The following is a 22,061-nucleotide window of genomic DNA, read 5'->3' as shown; positions in this document are numbered from 1 at the left end:
TACTTAATTATGCTTGCTAGCATTTCGCTACTCCGGCAAGGTGTCCGTAAGAGCATTGCTTTACTCGCCCTAATGCGCTGATCACTACTTTTCCAGAATAAGAGGCGCTATGCACATTTACAGTGGTGTTGTGCCCAAAATCCACTGCACCAAATTTATCAAAGGTAATAAGACGGTTTTTATTGTCGGAGGTCGTCAGCTTAGTTTTAAGGCTTTCAGCGGTAAAAATATGTTCCACGCCATTTACCCTGCAGGCATTTTTAACGGTGCAGTCGCATAAGGACAAATCACTGACTCCAGCGCATTGTCCCGAGTTAATATCTACTACCACCGATATATCAGACTGTGATGATATGGCAGCCACTTTTGCCGATTCGGCGAGCTGTGTCAGATGTCTAAGCGCCTGTTTGAATTCGTTAGCCTCTTGCCATTTAGCGAAGGATGGCAGTGAAAGAGTCAGTACAATGCTTAAAATTGCTAATGCCACCATCAATTCCATTAGCGACATGCCTCTGTGGAGTGTGTTGTGAGGAGCTCTCACGTCTAAAACCGTGCTCAAGATCGGTTATCCCTTTCTAAATGACTTGATAGGCTTAATGTATCGGTGAATGGCGTAGAAGGTAATCTGTACTATGGAAGGGAATTCAAAATGTGATTCTAGGGGCTTTACTTTAGCGGAGCTGTTAATAACGATATCTATTGTGGCGATACTAAGCTTGCTGACAATGCAGACGTTTAAAGAAAGCCAAAGGCTAACGTCTAGGTTTTTGGCCAAAAGTCACATGATAAAGCTTCAGTCTATTCAGTCCCGTCATTGGCTTAGCACTGGTGCATACGTTTCTTTATCTCACTTACCTGATATCGATGCTAGTGGCGTACTTATTAAGGAGGTGGCGAGTACTGCAAGCCATTATGAATTTAAAGCTATACTCACATACTTTGACAAAAAGTCACCTTGCAGTACGCTAATTGTTAATGCCAGCGAGTTACTCCCTAAAGCTTGCTGGAGCAGGTTTTAGGTTTTTATCTTTATACTATTTCTTGTCTTATGAACAACTCAGCGCAGTACCAGTTAGGTTTTCCTTTTTTCCGTCACCGTCGCTGTCCACTGCTACTGATATTCGCCCGTAAAGGGATAACAGAAGCGCAGAGGCATATTCGGTGTTGTTATCTTTCGGGCATAAAGTAATGGTGGCAGCTTGACTAATACCGCCCTGCTCATCAAAGGTGATAGCACCGGATATACCGTATATAGAGTTTGCACTGTTAAGTGGATCGCTGGTGGTAATGAGTTCTTCAGAGGCGTCTCTTGAGCCATTGAGGTTAGCATCAACGAAGATCATAGTCGCATTTTTCCAGTCGGTTACACAGCTTGTATAGTTCGCTGTAGGGCACATAACAACCCTCGATTGCTCGTCGACTGCGGTAAATCGGGCGCGTTGAGCCACAGCGCTTAAGCTATTTAAATCAGACGTAATTCTGCTTTTGATGAGTATGCTTTGAATGGCAGGTGCCACTGTCGTTAACATAATAGCAACGATAGCGACGGCAATTAAGAGCTCAAGCAGCGTGAGACCCGCTTGCCGAGCGCCTAACGCTAAAGCGGGTTGAGTTCGACTATGTTGATTTTGTTGTTTTATCATTACTACTCAAAGCTTATGTTGAAAGTCTGACACTTTTTTAATCCGAAGCATTAAATTTGATGCACAAATGGCGTATGTTTTAGCGTACACTAAAACTCTGCGCAATAGGGTATATGTTGCTCCTATTGCGCATGGTTCGCTATACGTCTTTACGATAACCTAATGACGCTCAATACTATGACACGTGGCCTTTTACGTTGCCACTAACATCTACATTCATATTATCGTAAACTCTCCTACTAAGACGCTTAAAATATACGTGGATATTATGATGCAAAAACAAGCAGTTATTAAAGAGATGCAAGTGCTTCCTGAAATCGATGTTGAATTTGAGGTTGCGAGACGAGTTTCATTTATTAAAAAGCAGTTGCTTACCTCAGGGTTAAATGCCTTAGTATTAGGAATTAGCGGTGGCATAGATTCGTGCACGTTAGGTCGGTTGGCACAACTCGCTGTTAATGAACTAAACCATGAAAATCACGAAAGCTACCAGTTCATAGCGGTAAGACTGCCTTACGACACTCAGGCAGATGAAGACGATGCTCAGCAGTCTATAGACTTTATTGAGCCCACGCATTCAGTTTCGGTAAACGTTCAGCCGGGAGTAGATGCAATACACGCTTCGACAAGCCAAGCATTGGAAGCTGCAGGGTTGTTGCCCGACAGTATTGCCAAACAAGATTTTGTAAAAGGGAACGTGAAAGCGCGTACCCGCATGGTCACTCAGTATGAAATTGCCGGCATGGTAGACGGACTTGTGTTGGGTACAGACCACTCAGCTGAAAATATTACAGGGTTTTACACAAAATATGGTGATGGCGCATGTGACCTTGCACCCTTGTTTGGGCTGAGCAAACGACAAGTTCGCGCTGTAGCTGCTCATTTGGGAGCGCCACATAATATTATTACTAAAGCGCCAACCGCCGATTTAGAGAGTCTTGCGCCGCAGAAAGCCGATGAGTTGGCGCTGGGTATGACCTATGATCAGATTGATGATTTTCTCGAAGGTAAGCCAGTGCCTGCTGAAGTGGAAGAGAAATTGCTTTATATTTATGAACGTACACAACACAAGCGTGTACCCATTCCAACAATTTACGATGAGTTGTAATCATGAAAAAAATCGAAGCTATCATTAAGCCATTTAAAATGGACGATGTCAGGGAAGCCTTAGCTGAAGTCGGTATTGCAGGGATGACAGTAACCGAGGTAAAAGGTTTCGGTAGGCAAAAAGGCCATACGGAGCTCTACCGCGGAGCTGAATACCAAGTTGATTTCCTACCTAAAATCAAGGTTGAGCTAGTGCTCGACGACGAACGCGTTGAGCAAGCCTTAGATGCCATTCAATCAGCAGCTAAAACGGGTAAAATTGGCGACGGCAAAATATTTGTTTATAACGTAGAAAGTGCTGTGCGAATTCGTACCGGTGAGCAAAACGAAGACGCCATATAAGTTTTGAAACTTGTCAAAATGCACTGAAAAAGGGAGCGAAATAGCTCCCTTTTTTGATATTCAGATTCGCCCACTTTAGTGGTCGTGTCCACAACCTTCTGGTCCGTGCACATGACCGTGTTCGCGCTCTTCTGCGGTAGGTTCACGAATATCAACAACATTAACGTCAAACGTTAGCGGAATACCTGCAAGAGGATGATTTCCGTCAACAACAACTTCGTCATCGGTGGTTTCTATGATAATGACCGATTGCTCGCCCTGAGGTGTTGTTGCACGAAATGACATGCCTACTTCCACTTCTGTGCCTTCGAACATAGAGCGTGGAACTGTTTGTACTAGCTCGTCGATTCGCTCGCCGTATGCTTTTTCCGGTGCAACAGAAACATTGAAGCTTTCGTCTTTTTCTTTGCCAATTAGTGCGTCTTCTAGTCCCTCAATAAGGAAGCGTTGACCGAGTAACACAACTAGCGGTTCCTTTCCTTCAGATGAGTCCAGAGTGGTTCCATCTTCGGTTGAAACAGTGTAGTGAAGTGTAACAACGCTGTCAGAGGTAATAGTCATAAAAAATCCTAAGTTGTCCCGTGAGGGTAAATGAATGTAAATCGGTTGCCGCTGCGCCTATCGACGTTTCTTGACGATATTGCTGGCTTGTTGCTCTATGCTATACGGCAAGGGGCAAGGGTAACAGGTTATAGCGCTATGATCAGCCAAACGGTGTAAATCTTCTTCGGTTGTTTCATTTGATAGCACCGCCATAAACCACGTCTCACCTTCCAACTTAGCAACACTGATAATTTGGCCAGCCCTTCTCCAGTTATCGCCAAGCTGTTTTTCAACTGTATCGCCCGCTGATAACTCAACGCTTTTTGCAACGTGAAAAGCGTATGCTGCCCGTTTGTTTTTACCCAAGAAGCGAGTTCTTGCAACAACTTCTTGACCCATGTAACAGCCTTTGTCGAAATCTATCGCATTGAGTGCGTGCAAATTGAGCATTTGCGGGACGTATTCGCCCACAGTATCACCACTAATTTGAGCGTGCGCATTGGATATTTTTATTGCGTCGTACACGGTGTGTGAATATGAGGCCATGGCGAGCTTAGCTATGTTTTCTCTGAGTTTTTCACTTGCGCTGGCATTCAGTATTACAACATAGCCAGGTTGTTTGGTGTCAGTTTCAAAACACACGCCTTCTTTGGCTTGATGACTGATAAGAGGCTCAGGAGACTCATCGTTTACGAAAGGGGAGTCAGAAAATAGAGGGCTTAATAAATTCTTTGCCGCTGAACGAGATACAAAATATGCATGCATTTCTTCACTGTAATCGATAATGTCGACTTTTGAAAAAACGCCATACTTATTAAGCTCAGCAAGAGTGCGAGCGCCTGCATCCTTATTTGTCAGTAAAAGGATTTTGGTTCCATAACGGGCAATAAACCCTGTAGACCATGTTTTACCTTTATTGTCGCAATGCGCATAGTGGCGAACCGTTTTTTCATCTAACGTATTTATATTAACGGTTAATTGGCCCTGTAAGTAGCTATCTGCCTGCTCACCTTCTAGTGAAATGATCATACTGCCGTTTAGCTCTACCGTGTAATCGGTTGGCAGTGAATCTAAGGTAAGTAAGGTATTGGAATGAGACATGGTCAAACTCTTTTATTGCTGTTCGTTATGTCAAGGTATGGCAAAACTCGATTTTATCAAGGGGCGAGCTAAATAAGATTAAAATTCTTAGCGTTAAGTTACTGTTAGTTTTGTTATCAGACCAAAAGAGCAGTGATCCTGGCACGACGCCCGTGGTACTATTTAGGGATAACAAATAAGGTTGAAAAAATTTATGTTTGAACCCAAAAGACTTGCAAGACTAAAGTGGGCATGCCGAAGAGGTATGTTGGAATTAGATGTATTATTGCTTCCCTTTGTAGAGCAAGCGTTCGACGAGCTGACTTATAAAGATCAAGAAACATTTGAACGCTTGCTAACCAGTGACGATCCTGATTTGTACGCATGGTTCATGGGACATCAAAAATGCGAAGACCCTGAATTAGCTGCGATGGTGTCCACTGTCGTAAACCGTGTCAAAGTATAGAATACACGTAACCTTTACGTGTTATAGAACTGCGCTTAATCGGGCCGCCTTAAGCTTAATTTGTCTTGTATGCTTGATGTCGTTGCCCGATGCATTTTCAACATGGATTGATATGGCGACGGTAACTATTTTTGCGTCTGTCGCCTTAGTCTTATGGGTATGTTCGTCGCTTAGACATGATACTAGGTATAGACACCACCAAGAAAGTTTCGATTTTACGTTGACGGATGAGGGGGGCATATACGTTAGCTATGACGATAATGGGGGCCACCGCAGCGTTAACAAAGTCATTAAACAGCATCTCGTGACTTACATCTCCAGCGACACAGAGCTAAACAGTGCCTTTCAAATTCACTGCTCATCTCAATTATATCCATGGGGAATTTGTCTTGAGACGGCTCGTGTCAAAACAAAGTGTTTCAGTCGTAGCCACACGCACTTTGGTTGGATTTTAAAAGGTGAATGTTCCGAGCGGGATTATCGCAGGCTCTGTAGAGCAGTAAATTATGTTAGAAAAAAGGCTTAGGTCAACATGCCCGAGGGACGAAATGTATGCTAAGTGAATATTCAAAAGCGCTATTTAAACGTGTAGACAAGCGTCAACTAATGCAATTCAAGCCGCCTAGGCTGCCGCAACGAATTCATACAAAAACTCTGCGTATTGATAACAAACACTACAGTAAATATTGTGAGGAAGTTGCGTGGCCCAACAGCGACAAAATGCATCCACTTTATTTACAAATGCTGTCGCTACCGCTTCAAATGCGCTGCTTGCTCGACAAACAAAGCCCTTTTCCTCTATTAGGTTTAATTCACTGTGCCAATGATGTACATGTGATTGAAGACTGTGATTTCAGCGAGCCTTTTGAGTGTCGGGTGAGGTTCAATGACGTACGAGCACATACTAAAGGCTGGGAAGTAGACATAGTGCTTGATGCATTGCAAAACGGACAATCTGTTTATCGTGCAGTGAGTAGCTATTTGGTAAAAGTGAAAGCCGTACATGTTGCTCCTAAGCCGACTCATACACATCGCACATTCGGCGAGCAGGGCAGAGATACAACTTCTCAGGTTTTGGAAAACCAGCAGCGAGAACTTATCGCAAAAATTGACGCAACATCAGACACAGGTAGGCGCTACGCTTCTATTTCGGGAGATTACAACCCCATTCATCTATCGACGCTCTCTGCAAAGTTGTTTGGATTTAAGCGCGCAATCGCTCATGGAATGTGGACGTTGGCCTGTGTAGCCTCTCGATTAGGTGATGGCGATGCGTCGCATACGCAAGACATTAAACGAATAGTGTGTACGTTTAAAAAGCCAGTGCTATTGCCAGAAGTGCTGACAATTTATCGACTTCCATCTCATTGTCCATCGGCCGCAAAAGAGAGTGTTCAGTTAGAAGTGAGTAGTATCGACGATACCATCACGCATTTATCTGTCCAAATTGATTATTAATTGATTATTAATTACTGCCTCTGACGTGCCCTAACCAGACTGTTGCTTCGAGCAGGCTATCGGGGTTATCAGAGGCAGTGAGAAATGTCGTTATGACATTCCGCTAAAGCTGCCTTCGGTAATTAACGCACCTACATCTTCACCCGACAACTGTTTCCGCGGCACTAAAACAGTGGGTTTAGGGTTACTCATCTGACCAGGGTGGTCTAGGTTAAAATGCAGTCCACGGCTTTCTTTTCTGGCCATAGCGCAACGAACAATAAGTTCAGCAACCGTCACGAGATTTCTCAATTCAAGTAAATTATTACTTACTCTAAAGTGAGAATAATATTCAGTGATTTCTTGTTCGAGCAATTTGATACGGCGCATAGCGCGCTCTAGGCGTTTATCAGTGCGAACGATACCAACGTAGTCCCACATGAACAGTCTGAGTTCGTGCCAGTTATGTTGAATAATGACTTCTTCATCTGAGTTCGACACCTGACTCTCGTCCCATGGCGCAATCACTTCATCACAATCTTGTGTCGGAAGACTACTGATAATATGGTCTGCAGCGGCGCTAGCAAAAACAACGCATTCAAGTAACGAGTTCGACGCCATTCGGTTCGCGCCATGAAGGCCGGTATAGGCTACTTCACCAATGGCGTAAACGTTATTTAAGTCAGTTTTTGCGTTGAAGTCTGTAACAACTCCGCCGCAGCTGTAATGTGCTGCCGGTACCACAGGAATAGGCTCTCGCGTAATGTCGATACCCAGAGAGCGACATTTTCGATAAATATTCGGAAAATGCTTAACGATAAAGTCAGCAGGTTTGTGACTGATATCTAAATACATACAATCTGCGCCAAGTCGCTTCATCTCATAGTCGATGGCGCGCGCTACCACATCTCGTGGGGCAAGGTCACCGCGCTCATCAAATTTATGCATAAACCGAGTACCGTCAGCATGGCAGAGGTTGGCGCCTTCGCCTCGTAATGCCTCAGTAATAAGAAAATTGCGTGCCTGCGGGTGGAATAAACAAGTAGGGTGAAACTGGTTAAATTCCATGTTAGACACTCTACACCCTGCGCGCCACGCCATGGCAATGCCATCGCCGCTCGAAACATCAGGATTAGAGGTGTACTGGTAAACCTTGCTCCCACCCCCAGTTGCTAGAGCGATAAAGGGGGCGCGAATGACTTCTACATGTTCTTGTTGACGGTTCCACACATAGGCGCCAACACAGGTATTCTCTTCTGTTTGTGAAGGAATGAGGTCGATTGCATTATAACGTTCAAAAAAATGAATGTTAGGGTGCGTAGATACAGCGTCGTTTAGGGTTATTTGTAACGCTTCGCCGGTCGCGTCTGCAGCGTGAAGAATACGGCGGTGGCTGTGACCCCCTTCACGAGTAAGGTGAAATTTGTCTTCGCCAGATTCGGTTTTCTCTCTGTCGAAGGGCACGCCATAGCTTATTAACCATTCTAGTGCCTCTTTGGCTCGTTCTGTAGTAAAGCGAACCGCCGGCTCCTCACACAAGCCTCCGCCCGCGTTCAATGTATCGTTAACATGGGCGTCGATAGAATCTTGCTCATCGAATACCGCGGCAATACCGCCTTGTGCGTAGCGAGTAGAGCCTTCGTTTCTGTCGCTTTTACTCAACACAATGACTTGGCAGTGATCTGCGAGCTTTAATGCTAAACTTAAACCAGCCGCGCCGCTCCCGATTATTAACACATCACACCGATGTTCTATGCCATTTGGTGTGGAAGTTAGTGAAGACGATCCAGATTTCATGTATTTTTATATCATTTCAAACGAGCAAAGGTTCGGCAAGTCTAATGGATGAGTGGCAAAACACAATAATTCTTAGGGCGTGAGTAAAGTATTTTTAAAATATTTAATGCTTTATTAGAACTTTTTTTAGAAGAACACGTCTACACACAGGCTTAATAGAGCTATTGTGTATGTGAAGTAGGGAGTAATGGCTCGAATGAGCGAGCAGATAACCGACCAGCAGCTGGTCGAAAGAGTACAACGTGGAGATAAGAACGCATTTAATTTGTTGGTAACACGTTATCAGCACAAAGTTATGCATTTAGTTTCTAGGTACGTGAAAAATACTGGCGACGTAGCAGATGTTACGCAAGAAGCCTTTATTAAAGCGTATCGGGCGTTACCTAATTTTCGTGGAGATAGTGCTTTTTACACGTGGCTTTACCGTATAGCGGTTAATAGCGCGAAAAACTATCTCGTTTCCCAGGGGAGAAAGCCACCTGCTAGTGATGTGGACGCAGAAGAGGCTGACTATTATGAGGGAAGTGATGCGCTTAAAGAGCAATCTACACCAGAGCGCAGTTTACTCTCTGATGAATTAGAGGAAACCCTGTTTAAAGTAGTCGAAAAGCTTCCCGACGATTTGCGAATGGCAATTACGCTGCGTGAAATTGAAGGTCTTAGCTATGAAGAGATAGCAAGTGTTATGTCTTGTCCTGTTGGCACAGTAAGATCTCGCATATTCAGGGCAAGAGAAGCAATAGACAAAGTGATTCAACCGCTGTTAGAAAATTAAATTTAAATAAATTCTAAAAAAGATGAACTTTCTTTTTTCTGAGATGACTAACAGCTGTGTTAGGGTAGTTAACGATCAAATAGATCTGGATATGAATATATGACGCAACAGCAAGAAAAATTGTCCGCATTCATGGATGGTGAAGTAGAAGACGATAAAATCATCGATGCTATAAAGCAAGATGAGGAGCTTCAAGCTAAGTGGCAGAGATACCACGTCATCCGAAGTACAATGCGAAAAGAAGCGAGCGTAGCGCCAGAAATGGACCTTACTGCGAGCATCGCTGCTGCGCTAGATAATGAGCCAGCGATTGTTGCACCAAAAACATCTCGATGGCGCTCTATCCCTGTGCTCGGCAATGTTATTCCATTTGCTGCACAATCTGGACAATTTGCCGTGGCAGCTTCAGTAGCGTTAGCAGTTATTTTAGGGGTTCAGCATTTGAATCAACCGGCGCCGTCTGAACCTTTCACTACTGCCCCAACTGCTGGTCCTCAGGGCGGTCTTGCGCCAGTTAGCCTAGAACAAACTCGAACGTTACCGCGTAACGATATGAACGAAGTGCTGGCTAAAAAACGCAAAATTAATGCGCTTATCGCAGACCACGAGCAGCAAGTAAAATTGAAACAGGTACAGATAGATGAAGAGGAAAAGGTATCTGAGGAACCAGATCGTCCTTAACCACTATCAGTCCAATGAGCATGATTAATTACCCTAAGAGGTCACGCAATTAGTTGTGCGAAAAGTGTTCAATTAATTTCTTCACATACCAGCATTTAGTCGTGCTGGTATGTCTGTTTTAAAGGCAAGGAAAAATGCGCTGTAATCAATCTGTTTTCTTTTTCTTACTCACACTCTCTTTTGTTACGCCATTTTCGTCAAATGCCCAATCAAACTTGCAACCTACGAACCAAGAAAGTGATGAGAGCGCTTCGCCTACAACGTCGGTAGAGTGGCTCAATCGACTCCAGTCACTCATTACTTCAGCAAATTACCAAGTTTCTTTCGTGCAAACGACGGTGGGTAAGGAAACGGTTCCCTATCTGTGGAGACATGCGGTTCTTGATGATGGGACCAAGGTAGAGCAGTTAAATCTGCAAAATGGGCCAGGCAGAGAGCTTATTCGTGTTGACAGTATCGTGAGTGTTTTCGAGCCTGATACCCAGCCATATAGTATCCGTTCGCGTTTCATCAATGGGCCCATTCCAAGCCTTCTATTGCACAACCCAGAGAAGCTGCTGCAAAGCTATGAGTTTGTACTTGTTGGCAGGGCGAGGGTAGCTGGGCGTCCGGCGCAGCAAATACGAGTGGTGAGTCGAGATAACACGCGTTTTGGCTACCAACTTTGGCTAGATGAAGAGTCTGGCATGTTATTAAAACTCAACATGCTCGATTTGCAGGGGGGCGTGCTAGAACAAATTCAAGTGAGTGCGTTCACTATCACGGAAACGCCTTCTGTTTATTTTTCTCGCATCAATCAATCGTCATTACCAGACCCTATAACAATGCCAAGTACACAGTCGCGAGCGCACGGGTGGGAGGTTAACTATTTGCCTGTTGGTATGAGCGAAGTGAAAAGGGATACTCGACGTTTAGCGTTAACTGGACAAGTAGTAGAATACAAAATGTTCAGTGATGGATTAGTAGATGTTTCAGTTTATGTCCAGCCTGCTGAAGATGCGTTAGGTGGCGATATAGCCCTACGTAATGAAGTGAGTACATTTCTTACGTTGAAAGCGGGAAAAGCGCAGGTGACGATACTTGGCGAAATTCCGTTACAAACTGCGAAAGCCATCGCGACATCAATCAGTTCAGTTAATAAAAACAATGATTAAAGAGTCAGCAAGAGTCGTTGCTGTAGAGGGCGACAAAGTGACAGTTGAAGCTGCGATAAAGTCAACATGCAGCAGTTGCCAGGCGCAGAGCGACTGCGGTACCGGCGCAATATCTCGTGCCCTAGCGCCTAAGACGCAGCGGCTAACATTATCTACCCCCATGACGGTGAAAGTGGGGCAAAATGTCACTATTGGTATACCTGAAGCGGGTGTGCTTAGTGCATCGGCATGGCTTTATTTACTGCCCCTAATCTCTTTTATTATTTGCTTCTCACTTGCGTCTTATTTTCTACAGCAAATGAATCTTACGCAGGAATTGTGGGGTGTTTTACCTAGCGTAGTTGCAACGGTTATTGTGTATAAATACATTGCGAAAAAGCTGCGTCGTGTTGAATCATCAAAGTATCAACCCGTGTTACTCAACACTCATTTTGCCGATAATGAGTAACAATGCCCTTAACGTAAGCTTTTATTGCTTTCAACTATTCTAAAGCTCACTTACCGTCCACCTTGTATCAACCTGCTTTCTAACAATCCCTAGCCCGCTCAACCTTATCGCATTTACATCCTTAGTAATCATCACATCAATCTCTTTCCACCTTTCTTCATTAACAGTTCATCTCATCGCATACGCCTTTTAGCAAAATATGCTGTTGCTAATTCGCTTTTCAGCGGATAAATGGGTAAAATCCGCACGCGCCGCGTTTACGTTTTAGCGTGAAGCGAGTGGTATTTTTCGTTTAATGAATTTTTCTGCAGGTAATTTCCAGCATTATGCAACAATCGCACATTCGTAACTTCAGTATTATCGCCCATATTGACCATGGTAAATCGACCTTGTCTGACCGTCTTATTCAGCATTGTGGTGGACTTTCCACCCGTGAAATGGCTGAACAGGTTCTTGACTCCATGGATTTGGAAAAAGAGCGCGGAATTACAATTAAAGCACAAAGCGTAACGCTGGAATACAACGCCAAAGACGGTGAAACTTATCAGTTGAACTTCATTGATACTCCGGGACACGTCGACTTCACTTATGAGGTGTCGCGCTCTTTGGCTGCCTGTGAAGGAGCACTGTTGGTTGTTGATGCAGGTCAGGGCGTAGAAGCTCAAACACTAGCAAATTGTTACACTGCAATTGAAATGGATATGGAAGTGGTTCCGATTTTGAATAAAATCGACTTACCTCAAGCCGATCCTGACCGCGTAGCAGAAGAAATCGAAGATATAGTGGGCATCGACGCACTAGAGGCCGTTCGCTGCTCTGCGAAAACAGGCATTGGTATTGAAGATGTACTTGAAGTTATTGTTAACAAAATCCCGCCGCCAGAGGGAGATAGAGAAAAGCCGCTTAAAGCGCTGATCATAGACTCCTGGTTCGATAACTATCAAGGTGTTGTGTCGCTAGTTCGTATTGTTGAGGGGCAACTCAACAAAAAAGACAAGATACAAATCATGTCGAACGGACAAATTCATCAAGTTGATAAAATTGGTGTATTTACGCCAAAGCCTCTGGATACTGGTATTCTTAGAGCTGGCGAAGTTGGTTTCATCATTGCCGGCATTAAAGATATTCAAGGTGCGCCGGTAGGCGATACCATCACATTAGCCAAAGCGCCTGCTACCGAAATGCTGCCAGGGTTTAAGAAGATCAAACCTCAGGTTTATGCCGGTATCTTCCCAATTAGTTCTGACGACTATGAAGATTTCCGCGATGCGCTTGCAAAGCTAAGCCTGAACGACGCGTCTTTGTTTTATGAGCCAGAAAGTTCAGCAGCGCTTGGATTTGGATTCAGAATTGGTTTCCTTGGCATGCTGCATATGGAAATCATTCAAGAGCGTCTAGAGCGTGAATACGATTTAGGTCTTATCACCACCGCGCCAACAGTAATCTACGAAGTTGAAACCACCAAGGGGGAAACCCTGACGGTGGACAGTCCAGCGAAACTGCCGCCGGTGAATGATATTGCAGAAATTCGAGAGCCTCTAGTCGAAGCGAATATTTTGGTTCCGCAAGAATATCTTGGCAATGTTATTACGCTTTGTGTAGAAAAGCGCGGCATGCAAACAAACATGACCTATCACGGCAAACAAGTTGCAGTGACATACGAGCTTCCTATGGCTGAGGTTGTACTAGATTTCTTCGACCGCTTAAAGTCGACTAGCCGTGGTTTTGCCTCGTTAGATTACAACTTTAAACGCTTCCAAACCTCTGACATGGTGCGTGTGGATATTCTAATAAACGGGGAACGAGTGGATGCGTTAGCGGTTATTACTCACAGAGAAAATTCTCAGGGCCGCGGTCGAGAACTGGTTGAAAAATTACGTGAATTAATACCAAGACAAATGTTTGATATTGCCATTCAGGCAGCTATTGGAAACCATATTGTTGCGCGTAGCACGGTTAAGCAATTACGTAAAAACGTTATTGCTAAGTGTTACGGCGGTGACGTTAGTCGTAAGAAAAAGCTACTTCAAAAGCAAAAGGAAGGTAAGAAGCGCATGAAGCAAGTGGGTAACGTTGAACTGCCACAGGATGCGTTCCTTGCAGTATTGAAGGTAGGTAAATAATGGCGAACTACTTTTCCCTGATTTTAGTGGCGCTAACACTGATTACAGGTCTTATTTGGCTAGTCGATAGCCTAGTGTTTGCGCCAAAGCGCAAAGCTCGATTGCAGGCGGCAGCAACAGCAGAGAACGCGGGGTATGGTGAAGATCCTCAGTTGCCATATATGGTCGATACCGCCCAGCAAATTTTTCCGGTTATTGCGTTTGTATTGGTATTGCGGTCTTTTTTGTATGAACCGTTTCAAATACCTTCAGGCTCAATGATGCCAACGCTGTTAGTAGGGGATTTTATTCTAGTTGAAAAGTTTGCTTATGGCGTGAAAGACCCTGTTTTTCGTAGCAAGCTTATTGAGACTGGTGCTCCAGAGCGCGGTGATGTGGTTGTGTTTAAATATCCTGAAGACACTGGAATTGACTATATAAAACGCGTAGTCGGCATGCCGGGTGATACCGTGGTTTATCAAAATAAGCAGGTATTTATAAAACCTAAATGCACAGATAAAAACAATTGTCCTAAATTAGAGGCTGTTCCACTTTCGTTTCAAGAACGAGGTGAATTTGTGCAAGATATGGCACAGCTGATGCGCTACACAGAATCCCTTGGTGATATCGAGCATGATATTTTACGCCACCCAATGCGCGATATCTCTCCGGTGAATTTTTACACCCAGCCAGGAACACGCCGCAACGAGTGGATAGTGCCTGAAGGCCATTACTTCGTGTTGGGTGATAATAGAGACAACAGTCGAGATAGCCGCTTTTGGGGCTTCGTACCTGATGAAAATCTAGTGGGTAAAGCCGTCGCTATCTGGGTCTCATTTGAGTTTGAACGTAAGCAAGAAGATATGTTGCCTTCGTGGATACCAACAGGCATTCGCTTTGAACGCGTAGGCGGCATTCATTGATGCAAGGAATCGATAAATATCATCGTCTTTATAAGGCGATAGATTATACATTTAACGATGTGGCGTTGCTGGACCAAGCTTTTACTCACAGAAGCGCAGCTAAGCTCCACAACGAGCGCCTGGAGTTTTTGGGAGATGCCATATTAGGCATGATTATTGGTGAAACCCTTTATAAGCGGTTTCCCGACGTGCCTGAAGGAAAGTTAACCCGAATGCGTTCTACTTTGGTCAAAGGCGATACGCTTGCCGAGTTGGCCAGAGAGGCGAGTATGGGTGAGCTACTGAACTTGGGGCCCGGTGAATTAAAAAGCGGTGGCAATCGCCGAAGCTCTATATTAGCTGATGCCGTTGAAGCACTGCTTGGCGCCATATATTTAGACTCTGGCATGGACGAAGTTCGTGGTGTTATCGACAGACTCTGGGAAACCAGGATCAGCAAACTCGACCCCAATGCCCATCCAAAAGACAATAAAACGCGACTGCAAGAATTTTTACAAGGTCGTAAACTTCCTCTTCCTACCTACGAAGTGCTGTCCATTTCAGGTAAGGACCATGCGCAAGTCTTCCAAGTTAGCTGCAAAGTGGAAAGCTTGGCTGAGCCAGTAAAAGCATCTGGCAATAGCCGCCGTAAGGCCGAACAAGAAGCAGCCCGTCTAACGCTGGAGAAGCTCGATGACTAATATAGATCAAGGTGAACCGCAGACACGCTGTGGTCTAGTTGCCATTGTAGGCCGTCCGAATGTTGGTAAATCCACTTTGCTTAATCGTCTGCTTGGTCAAAAAGTCAGTATTACTTCAAGAAAGCCACAAACTACGAGACACCGCATACTGGGTATCGATACTGACGGTGAGTACCAAGCTATTTATGTTGACACGCCAGGGCTTCACCAAGACGAAAAGCGCGCCATTAACCGCTACATGAACCGCGCTGCGTCAAGTTCACTTGCCGAGGTGGGCTTAGTACTGTTTGTGATTGAAGGCGATCGCTGGAATGCCGAAGATGAAATGGTGCTCTCCAAGGTCAAACAGTCTAACCTTCCGTGCTATCTCATCGTTAATAAAATGGACAAGGTGGAGAACAGAGAAGGCTTTGTTACTCACTTGCGCATGCTTGGTGAAAAACACAGTTTCGAACATATTGTTCCCATTAGTGCGAAGCAGGGCAAAATGGTTGATGATATTCGCGAGCTCGTGGCTAAATCTTTACCCTCAAGTGAATTCTTTTTCCCTGAGGACTATATTACCGACCGCTCAAGTCGGTTTATGGCCGCAGAAATTATCCGCGAAAAACTAATGCGCTTTACCGGTGACGAATTACCTTATTCAACTACGGTGGAAATAGAGCAGTTCAAAATGGCCGAAAACGGCGTCTATCGAATAAGCGGTCTTATTCTAGTTGAGCGTGAAACACAAAAACGGATGATCATAGGTAAGGGCGGAAAGCATCTAAAAACCATTGGCGAGCATGCACGCAAAGATATGGAAAACCTTTTCGATAATAAAGTGTTTCTAGAACTCTGGGTGAAAGTGAAGCAAGGTTGGGCTGATGACGAGCGCGCTTTGCGCTCACTGGGTTATGGCGATGACAGTAACCTGTAGTATGTGATCCCTTCCTAGCCCTTTTCCGTTTTTAAGGTCTTGTAGATTTTCGTATATGCGCAACCTATTAACGCTTTTTAAAAGTAGTTTTAGCTAGGTTGCGCGGGAGAGACTGATGGCTATATCTGATATGCGTAGGCAATACTCAAAGGGAACCTTGAGTGAGTCTGACTTAACCGACACTCCTTTTCAATTGTTCGATAAGTGGCTTAAAGACGCTATTGACGCAAACATACCTGATCCAACTGCTATGACGGTGGCCACCGTTGATTCAACTGGTCAACCCTCTCAGCGCATAGTATTACTTAAAGATGTAAATAAAAACGGGTTTGTTTTCTTCACAAATTTGGGAAGTCGCAAAGCTCAGGAGCTAGCGTCAAACCCTAAGGTTTCTTGCCATTTTCCATGGTTTTTTATGGAGCGTCAGGTGCGGGTTTGCGGGGTAGTAGAGAAATTGTCAACGGCTGAAAATGCGTCCTACTTTTTTTCTCGTCCAAAAGACAGTCAGCTGGCAGCCTATGCGTCAAAACAAAGTAAGCCCATTGGAAGTAAAGAGTTACTACTTACTCAGTTCCAGCAGCTAAAAGATAAATTTGCTAACAAAGAACTGCCAGTGCCCGATTTTTGGGGCGGATTTAGAATAGTGCCGCATCAAATCGAATTCTGGCAAGGTGGTGAAGATAGGCTCCACGACCGAATTGAATACAATGTAGACGAGCAAGGCCAGTGGAATACCCAACGGCTTATGCCTTAATTGGAATACGCGTGATTAGGGGGGAATATGATAGACAGTCATTGCCATCTTAACCTACCCCCCTTATGCGACGACATTCCACACGTATTAGCGACTGCAAAACAAAATGGTTTGAAGAGGCTCATGGTACCGGGGATCACTCCCGAGTCTTGGAGTACATTACGATACTACCAAAATACGTATTCTGATATTTTGCCGATTGATATCGCGATAGGTCTACATCCTTATTTTCTTTTGCAGAATGAGCAGTCATTGTCCGAATCACTGGCTCTGTTAGAAAAGACCATTGATAGTAACGTTCGCGCTATTGGTGAGACAGGGTTAGACGGTCATATCTCTGTATGTATGAAAATGCAGAAGCAAAGCCTTCACGCCCATCTCAATCTTGCAGAAGCGCAAGGCCTGCCAGTTATTCTCCACCATCGTAAGTCTCACCACCTGCTACTTGAAGCACTTAAGTCATCGGTATTTTCAGGCTCTGGCGTGATACATGCATTTTCGGGCAGTATCGATGTGGCAGAACGCTATATCGACAAAGGGTTCTATCTTGGTATTGGCGGAACAATTACCTATGAACGTGCGAAGAAAACGCGAGATACAGTAGCTCATCTTATCCGCTACTATTCTGACAGAATATTACTAGAAACGGATGCACCGGATATACCGATGTCGGGGAGGCAAGGTAAGGCCAATATGCCACGCTTTATTACCGATGTGATAGACGCAATGACAGCGCTTAGCGACATCGAGCCATCTGAGCTTATTAATATAACGACAACAAATTACAATCGCCTTTTTAATATTTGAGTGATGACATCCAATAGCCAAGGCCGGAATTTGTAAAAGCCTCTTGTCACGTAAATGCCTACTACCAACGCAATAAATAAAACTATTACCGCAATCACAAACAGCTGAGAGCGAAGCGACAACGGCGCCTCTAACACTTTCTTTGTGTCCATATGTATGTGAAGGTAGCCAACAACTTGCCCTTGCTCGCTAACAATCGATTCAACAAACGTGATAGGCAGCACGTCGTGCGATTGATTAAGACTGACTACACTTTCGGTTTTAGGTAAAGGTGCGAGGTATCGACCTTTTTCATCAAATACTGAGATACCAAGGACATGGGGCTCGTCAGCTAAAACCTTTATTACTGAATTGAGGTTGCCGAGTTGAGGGGCAACAGATGCATTGGCACTCTTGTCGTCATTGGCGTCAGGCTTGCTCATTAACGGTTGTAATAGTTTGCCGTATTGACGGGCGGCACTGTTTCCCGCATAGGCGGTTTGAGCATGCAGCCACTCTTGTTGGTAACGTTGCAGCATAAGCAGTAACGCAACTAATAGAGCAATAACAAGGCTAGCCAATAGCGTATGCATCACTCTTTTTATAACGGTGTAAAGAGAGTGGGAATGGTTTACTGATGCAGTTGTTAACGGTGTTTCGGCCTTTGCCAATATAAAATTCCGTAAAAGGATAAATGTATCGATAACAGTAGGATAAATCTTACTAATTTGAAAGACCATATTTTATTACGGCGCCCAATTGGGTAGCATTAGCCCACTTCAATGTTTAAGGAACTCCCAGCCGTGCTCGACACTTTTAAATCTCGTTTAGGCGACAAGGAAAGCGATAGTATCCATTCATCATCAGCGTTAGCCGGTTTAATAAACGGACAGAGTACCGACGTAGACTTTCACGCGTCTTTAACCATTATAGGTCAAGCATTAACGCCTTATATTGTTGGCAATGTGTTATCTGACATTCAGTCACATTTCGACACGGGTGCGCTTGCGTTCCATCATTTACACCAGCAGCTAGGTGATGATGTGGTAGTGGCAAGAGGTAACCTGTTAAAAGACAACAAGTCCGAATTAAAAGCAATGCTGAGTGCGTTATCTGCAACTTTCAACATAGACATTGGTTTGCAGCTTTCACAGCCATCTTTGTCAAAAGGTGGCTTGTTGGTCATGGACATGGACAGTACAGTTATTGGCATTGAATGTATTGACGAAATTGCAAAGCTAGCTGATGTTGGTAGAGAAGTGGCTGAAGTTACAGAAAAAGCCATGAGGGGAGAGATTGCGTTTAACGAAAGCCTTAACCATCGTGTAGCCTGTTTAGAAGGTGTACCTGTGGAACATCTTCGCAAAATTCGCGACAGCTTGCCGATAATGCCGGGGATCCAAGCCTTACTGAGCGAACTCAAAAAGCATGGATGGAAACTGGCCATCGCGTCGGGTGGTTTTACCTACTTTGCTGATCATTTAAAACAACGACTAGAGCTGGACTTTGCTACCTCAAACACGCTGGAAGTCGACAACGGTCAACTTACTGGGAAGGTAGTTGGAGAAATAGTCAATGCAGATGTGAAAGCAGAGACCGTAAAACAACTTGCTGCAAAATGGAACATCGATAGTGAGCAAACGGTAGCAATGGGAGATGGAGCGAATGATCTCGTTATGATGAAAGAGGCAGCGTTGGGTGTGGCGTGTCATGGCAAGCCTGTGGTCAACGAAAAAGCCGACGTGGCAATTCGAGCCGGTAGTCTTCACTCTTTACTTTACTTTTTAAGCGAATAGTAGCAAGCCGATTTCAGCCATCTAGCTTTGTATGCTGAAATCGGCTTCTCTTAAAGTCAGGCGCTTTGATGCTGAGAGGTGCCTAAGGGCGTTCTATTCTGAGTAATCTCCTCACTGCTAAAGCCGTAGCGAATTAAGACTTCATCAGTAACATCAATTAGATGAGAGCAAGCGGCAATGCTCCACATTTTCTTCTCAAGCTCCCTTGCTCTGTGCATCGCGTACATGGTGACGTAGTTAATTTCTGTTTGTAGCATAGAGAGATCGGGTTTCCCCGTTGTTGTTAACATCACATGGATAGCAATGAACTGCCCTCTATTCATGGCTTCCCTTATGAAGCTCTTTCTTTGCTGATTGTTGTCGAACTTATGAGAATAGCGAGGAATTATAGCCATTCGAGAATCTTTTTGAGAATTGTCGAAAGAAACAAAAAGCTCTTGGCGCAACGGCATATTTTCCAGCTTAACTGTTTTTATACCGCTTTGTACAAACGGCGAGTCTGATTTTCGATCGCGGAATAAGAATTCAAGATTCACTTTTCCTCTTTCTGCATACTGCGTGGTTAGCAAAGTAATTCGTTCATCCTGTTTCCCGATAATACCAGCTTGCGGCGTATACCGTACTCCTTCCCTGCTCATCAGAAATGATAAAGAGGTCGCATTTCTTGCATTTATGCAGCGTAGTGCTTGCCCCATACCTGGAATTTCTTCTTCATCAGACTCAGCTTGAAGGTTGGCTTTGTTTTTCTTTATTAACTCTTCGAAGAAGTTTCGGGCGGTTTTACCTTCCTCTCCTGGTGCTGCTTTCAGGTGTAAGATGTTCTTCTCGATATTGTGATAAACAATGTCGTATTGAAGGTTCATAACATCAAAAGAAGTTGTAATCGATTGAAGGCGCGGAAAAGCCACTTCTACACGATCTTCCAGGCTGCCTCCATATTCTTTGGTTAATTCCACCCGAAGCCCTAAGCCCCTTACAGAAATATCTTCGCTCACGCCTTTGTGAGCAGTGTCCTCGCCGTTAAAGCGCACCTCAATATGCGTACGCAGTCGATAGCGGCTTTCTATGCGTAGTTCCTCATTTTTAAATCGAACAATTTCTATCTTTGAGGGAGCTCGACTACGCGGGTGTCCAAAATTCTTTAAATAGGAAAGGTTTTCACGGTTAAATTTAAAATCGCTGTAAGTTTCTTGTCCCGTCAACGAGGTCACGTCTGTCACATGGGCTAAATAACGCAGATTTTTGAGTCTACCCATTAACCGTGCAGAGGGAGGAGTATTTAGTTTTTTTACTTTACTACCCACAGAATCAGGAATCGAAAGTGGAATATGGGCCTGCTCTGGAGTCATGTCTGTAAGCGTTACCTTAAACACTCGCCAACTCGCTTTTTTCGACCCAAAGCCTAAAAATACCTGTTTTAGTAATTCTTTTTGTTGCAGCTCTTCATAAGATGCCGAGTAAAAATAGACCTTACTATTTTGCAGATGGGTGAAGCTAAAAATAAAACATTCTCTCACCTCGTCTGACTTTCTGAGCAGGTGATGCAAACGTTCTTGAGTCAGTAGAAAGCTCAAGCGACAGGTATTTTCTTCATCTTGCCAGTACTGAATAGTTTCCCGGTTTACTTCATTCATCATGGCAAACCGGGGAACGAGCGTTTCGTTTACCACGTCAATGTAAACCGGCAAAGTAGGGCTTCTGGGTGAAAAGTATTGTTCAGAAATTTTACTGGTGATAGCCTCAATGGTGTTATTCATATTCACTTTATATCGGCGTTTGTTACCGTGTATAAAACTTTCTAAAAAGTTATCGAAGCTTTTATTTGGGTGGTCTACCGCTCTTTGAAAGGCTAGATATTTTACATCGTTTTTTTCGGAAATCTTCACTAATCGATAAGCAATACCGTGCTTTTTATCTAAAGTGAATTCGTTTTCAAGCCCTCTAAAATAAACGAAAAGTAGTTCACCTTTCTCGAAGATAATATCTTTGGGGAGTTTAACTTGTAATCCTTCAAGTGATATATCAACACTGAGGCCCCGCATAGACTCATTGTATTGGTTGAATATCTCCACCGCCACAGCAAAATTCATGCGTTCGGTATTGCGCTGCTGATAATCTAGCAGGTTTACCGTATCTACTTTGAACTGCTCGAGCACCGCAGAACGTTTCCTAGCATCGGGCTGTGCTCTTTCTGCTCTCTCTTGCGCAATTTCTCGCTCTTGCATAAGGCGGAAGTTGTTTTCTGTGCTTTGTACTGCTTCGTATACACCATAGGTGTAACGGCCAAATATTCGAAGTTGTTCTTCGAATTTATCAACAGCGATGTCGTCCATGAAGTGATTTCGACCTTCATGAGTATATTTTTTACACTTGCCATCAACATTGCCACGAAGGTCGATTGTGCGAAGACACGGCTTAGCCAGACGCTTTACTTCCATTTTTATAAGAAAGCGCTTTTCTTTGGGAACATCAGCTGCAACTTGCTGCAATACCTGATTGAACTCAGGCTCATTCACCACAGGCTTCAACTGTTCAATTATGTCTTTATACTGTGCTAAGTCTTGACTCATCTATGCGCAACTTCACTGTTTACTTTTTCATTTTAGTTTTTATCGGCTATGTGTGAAA

At 44.2% G+C, this 22,061-nt stretch carries 24 protein-coding genes; 17 read left to right on the top strand and 7 right to left on the bottom strand.

Going from position 1 to position 22,061, the window contains the following annotated elements; genetic code table 11:
- Positions 1–16 precede the first annotated feature (16 nt).
- A complete protein-coding gene (locus tag BM528_RS12590) occupies positions 17–559 on the bottom strand; it encodes a prepilin-type N-terminal cleavage/methylation domain-containing protein (RefSeq protein ID WP_156844062.1) in 543 nt (180 codons plus the stop codon).
- Between the two features lie 73 nt (positions 560–632).
- On the opposite strand from BM528_RS12590, the gene BM528_RS19080 reads away from it, so the two are divergent.
- Complete coding sequence (locus tag BM528_RS19080) at positions 633–1,019, top strand: type IV pilin protein (protein WP_071980111.1); 387 nt, start codon at positions 633–635, stop codon at positions 1,017–1,019.
- Between the two features lie 27 nt (positions 1,020–1,046).
- Here the strand turns inward: BM528_RS19080 and BM528_RS12580 are convergent, their stop codons facing one another.
- The gene (locus BM528_RS12580; RefSeq protein WP_071980110.1) at positions 1,047–1,643 is read right to left on the bottom strand and encodes a GspH/FimT family pseudopilin; all 597 of its coding nucleotides are present in this window, start codon (positions 1,641–1,643) and stop codon (positions 1,047–1,049) included.
- Between the two features lie 271 nt (positions 1,644–1,914).
- On the opposite strand from BM528_RS12580, the gene nadE reads away from it, so the two are divergent.
- Both nadE and BM528_RS12570 read left to right on the top strand, forming a co-directional pair.
- Positions 1,915–2,751, top strand: a complete 837-nt coding sequence (gene nadE, locus BM528_RS12575) for an ammonia-dependent NAD(+) synthetase (RefSeq protein ID WP_071981303.1) — start codon at positions 1,915–1,917, stop codon at positions 2,749–2,751.
- Positions 2,752–2,753: 2 nt separating this feature from the next.
- Positions 2,754–3,092, top strand: coding sequence for a P-II family nitrogen regulator (locus BM528_RS12570; protein ID WP_032096901.1), 339 nt, complete (start codon positions 2,754–2,756; stop codon positions 3,090–3,092).
- A gap of 75 nt (positions 3,093–3,167) precedes the next feature.
- On the opposite strand, the gene BM528_RS12565 is transcribed toward BM528_RS12570, so the two are convergent.
- Positions 3,168–3,653, bottom strand: a complete 486-nt coding sequence (locus BM528_RS12565; protein WP_071980109.1) for an FKBP-type peptidyl-prolyl cis-trans isomerase — start codon at positions 3,651–3,653, stop codon at positions 3,168–3,170.
- A gap of 57 nt (positions 3,654–3,710) precedes the next feature.
- A complete protein-coding gene (ygfZ, locus tag BM528_RS12560) occupies positions 3,711–4,736 on the bottom strand; it encodes a CAF17-like 4Fe-4S cluster assembly/insertion protein YgfZ (protein WP_071980108.1) in 1,026 nt (341 codons plus the stop codon).
- 193 nt (positions 4,737–4,929) lie between these two features.
- Here ygfZ and BM528_RS12555 point away from each other — a divergent pair, with 193 nt between their 5' ends.
- The 3 genes from BM528_RS12555 to BM528_RS12550 are packed head-to-tail and all read left to right on the top strand — an operon-like array spanning position 4,930 to position 6,639.
- Complete coding sequence (locus BM528_RS12555) at positions 4,930–5,181, top strand: FAD assembly factor SdhE (RefSeq protein WP_071980107.1); 252 nt, start codon at positions 4,930–4,932, stop codon at positions 5,179–5,181.
- Positions 5,168–5,707: a protein YgfX gene (locus tag BM528_RS19075; RefSeq protein WP_442855887.1), complete on the top strand. Its 540-nt coding sequence runs from the start codon at positions 5,168–5,170 to the stop codon at positions 5,705–5,707. Before BM528_RS12555 ends, BM528_RS19075 begins: the two co-directional genes overlap by 14 nt.
- Before the next feature lie 26 nt (positions 5,708–5,733).
- Complete coding sequence (locus BM528_RS12550; RefSeq protein ID WP_071980106.1) at positions 5,734–6,639, top strand: MaoC family dehydratase; 906 nt, start codon at positions 5,734–5,736, stop codon at positions 6,637–6,639.
- Between the two features lie 90 nt (positions 6,640–6,729).
- Here BM528_RS12550 and nadB read toward each other — a convergent pair whose 3' ends face one another.
- On the bottom strand, positions 6,730–8,415 hold the full coding sequence (gene nadB / locus BM528_RS12545; RefSeq protein ID WP_071980105.1) for an L-aspartate oxidase: 1,686 nt from the start codon (positions 8,413–8,415) through the stop codon (positions 6,730–6,732).
- A gap of 196 nt (positions 8,416–8,611) precedes the next feature.
- Here nadB and rpoE point away from each other — a divergent pair, with 196 nt between their 5' ends.
- The 10 genes from rpoE (at position 8,612) to BM528_RS12495 (ending at position 17,658) form a co-directional block, all read left to right on the top strand.
- On the top strand, positions 8,612–9,190 hold the full coding sequence (gene rpoE / locus BM528_RS12540; RefSeq protein ID WP_071980104.1) for an RNA polymerase sigma factor RpoE: 579 nt from the start codon (positions 8,612–8,614) through the stop codon (positions 9,188–9,190).
- 99 nt (positions 9,191–9,289) lie between these two features.
- On the top strand, positions 9,290–9,871 hold the full coding sequence (locus BM528_RS12535; RefSeq protein ID WP_071980103.1) for a sigma-E factor negative regulatory protein: 582 nt from the start codon (positions 9,290–9,292) through the stop codon (positions 9,869–9,871).
- Positions 9,872–10,005: 134 nt separating this feature from the next.
- Positions 10,006–11,025 carry a MucB/RseB C-terminal domain-containing protein gene (locus BM528_RS12530; protein ID WP_071980102.1) on the top strand — a complete coding sequence of 340 codons (1,020 nt, stop codon included), beginning with the start codon at positions 10,006–10,008 and terminating at the stop codon, positions 11,023–11,025.
- A complete protein-coding gene (locus tag BM528_RS12525) occupies positions 11,018–11,473 on the top strand; it encodes a SoxR reducing system RseC family protein (protein WP_071980101.1) in 456 nt (151 codons plus the stop codon). The genes BM528_RS12530 and BM528_RS12525 overlap by 8 nt, the downstream gene beginning before the upstream one ends.
- 326 nt (positions 11,474–11,799) lie before the next feature.
- A complete protein-coding gene (gene lepA, locus BM528_RS12520; protein WP_071980100.1) occupies positions 11,800–13,596 on the top strand; it encodes a translation elongation factor 4 in 1,797 nt (598 codons plus the stop codon).
- The gene (lepB, locus tag BM528_RS12515; RefSeq protein WP_071980099.1) at positions 13,596–14,498 is read left to right on the top strand and encodes a signal peptidase I; all 903 of its coding nucleotides are present in this window, start codon (positions 13,596–13,598) and stop codon (positions 14,496–14,498) included. Before lepA ends, lepB begins: the two co-directional genes overlap by 1 nt.
- On the top strand, positions 14,498–15,178 hold the full coding sequence (gene rnc / locus BM528_RS12510) for a ribonuclease III (RefSeq protein WP_071980098.1): 681 nt from the start codon (positions 14,498–14,500) through the stop codon (positions 15,176–15,178). Before lepB ends, rnc begins: the two co-directional genes overlap by 1 nt.
- Entirely contained in the window at positions 15,171–16,097 is a 927-nt protein-coding gene (gene era / locus BM528_RS12505) for a GTPase Era (RefSeq protein ID WP_071980097.1), read from the top strand. The genes rnc and era overlap by 8 nt, the downstream gene beginning before the upstream one ends.
- Positions 16,098–16,212: 115 nt before the next feature.
- Complete coding sequence (gene pdxH / locus BM528_RS12500; RefSeq protein WP_071980096.1) at positions 16,213–16,851, top strand: pyridoxamine 5'-phosphate oxidase; 639 nt, start codon at positions 16,213–16,215, stop codon at positions 16,849–16,851.
- A 27-nt stretch (positions 16,852–16,878) separates the two neighbouring features.
- On the top strand, positions 16,879–17,658 hold the full coding sequence (locus BM528_RS12495; protein WP_071980095.1) for a TatD family hydrolase: 780 nt from the start codon (positions 16,879–16,881) through the stop codon (positions 17,656–17,658).
- Here BM528_RS12495 and BM528_RS12490 read toward each other — a convergent pair.
- Positions 17,634–18,308: a hypothetical protein gene (locus BM528_RS12490; protein WP_198033557.1), complete on the bottom strand. Its 675-nt coding sequence runs from the start codon at positions 18,306–18,308 to the stop codon at positions 17,634–17,636. The two genes, BM528_RS12495 and BM528_RS12490, sit on opposite strands and share 25 nt — an antisense overlap.
- A gap of 111 nt (positions 18,309–18,419) precedes the next feature.
- On the opposite strand from BM528_RS12490, the gene serB reads away from it, so the two are divergent.
- Complete coding sequence (gene serB / locus BM528_RS12485) at positions 18,420–19,433, top strand: phosphoserine phosphatase SerB (protein ID WP_071980094.1); 1,014 nt, start codon at positions 18,420–18,422, stop codon at positions 19,431–19,433.
- 56 nt (positions 19,434–19,489) lie between these two features.
- On the opposite strand, the gene BM528_RS12480 is transcribed toward serB, so the two are convergent.
- Positions 19,490–22,003: a PilZ domain-containing protein gene (locus BM528_RS12480; RefSeq protein ID WP_071980093.1), complete on the bottom strand. Its 2,514-nt coding sequence runs from the start codon at positions 22,001–22,003 to the stop codon at positions 19,490–19,492.
- Positions 22,004–22,061 lie beyond the last annotated feature (58 nt).

It is taken from the genome of Alteromonas sp. RW2A1 (genome assembly GCF_001886475.1).
GTDB classification, from domain to species: Bacteria; Pseudomonadota; Gammaproteobacteria; order Enterobacterales; family Alteromonadaceae; genus Alteromonas; species Alteromonas hispanica.
Note: the sequence above shows the minus strand (reverse complement) of the source record. Positions and strands in the feature narration are given on the sequence as shown.